Consider the following 1,012-nt stretch of genomic DNA (forward strand, 5'->3'; position numbering starts at 1 on the left):
ATCGATACATTTCATTCACCATCCCTTAACGGAACAAATGTTCTGTTTATACTCTGATTATACCAAAGAACTTCATAGAATGTATAGTAAAATTAATGCATTATCCTAAAAAATCGAACAAAAAAACAGCTTATATCCCCATATCTAAAGCTAGGGATTTTACGCTGCTTTTTGATAAATAAAACTTAAACCACCTTTTTCACCAATCATTGTGTAACCACCAGATTTAATTAAAGTACTTTCTGTCCAATTTTGTGTTTGTTTTTTTCATTCACATCGATTGCGCTGTGTGACAGGCGAACTCCCACTTTCGTATAATGAAAATGGATGGAATACCAATCAAAAATAAGATGGTGAAGCCGGTATGAGAATAAATTTATCAGAGAAACAAATTGCAGAAATAAAACGACTAGTTCAAAAAGAACTTTTGATAAAAGGAATAGAACCAACAGATGAATATCTATTTATCCACTGTTTTTCGAAAATACAGAAAGAAACCGTATATTATCATCTGTTTAAAGAAAATAATACGTTGATAATCCGCTGCTATGCACGCGTGTTTGACAGCCTAGGTCTGAGCGCGATGATCAGAAGCACAGCAAAAAATGTATTTGAATATCTGGTAATCCAAACCGGATTACAAAACACAATCTATATAGAAAACGGGATAGAATATAAATTAAAAAAAGAAGGACCCAATAGTTAAATATATATAAGGACAATTAAATTCCGATTGATACAGGCAGTTTTTTTAATATTCCTTATTGAACTTACGCAGCCGTTAGCTTAAGTACAATATTTCACAATCTTGCATTCTTAGATAAAAACTATTATTAAAAGTTTTATTTTGTGTAAATATTCTAAATATGTAAAAAAGCTTACTCAAAGAGTAAGCTTAACCTCCATAAACAGTATCACATGTTCCAGGTTTTGGTTCATAAAAACAATGTTCTTTAAATTGACCAGATTTAGGTTGTCCGTACCATGTTGGAGGGCATGGAGCATGTGGATT

1 protein-coding gene and 1 pseudogene are annotated in these 1,012 nt (G+C 31.7%); one reads left to right on the plus strand and one right to left on the minus strand.

Annotation, left to right across the window (positions count from 1 at the left end; all coding sequences use genetic code 11):
• Nucleotides 1–364: 364 nt before the first annotated feature.
• On the plus strand, nucleotides 365–706 hold the full coding sequence (locus COE25_RS27770; RefSeq protein ID WP_098934951.1) for a hypothetical protein: 342 nt from the start codon (nucleotides 365–367) through the stop codon (nucleotides 704–706).
• Nucleotides 707–895: 189 nt separating this feature from the next.
• Here the strand turns inward: COE25_RS27770 and COE25_RS31950 are convergent.
• Nucleotides 896–1,012 (minus strand): annotated as a pseudogene (locus COE25_RS31950) (cell wall hydrolase); the annotation flags it as partial.

Source organism: Bacillus sp. AFS031507 (assembly GCF_002584635.1).
In the GTDB taxonomy this organism is placed as follows: Bacteria; Bacillota; Bacilli; order Bacillales; family Cytobacillaceae; genus Neobacillus.

Excerpts from the sequence above, each read along its gene's own strand:
- COE25_RS27770 (WP_098934951.1), top strand. The coding sequence starts at position 365 with ATGAGAATAAATTTATCAGAGAAACAAATTGCAGAAATAAAACGACTA.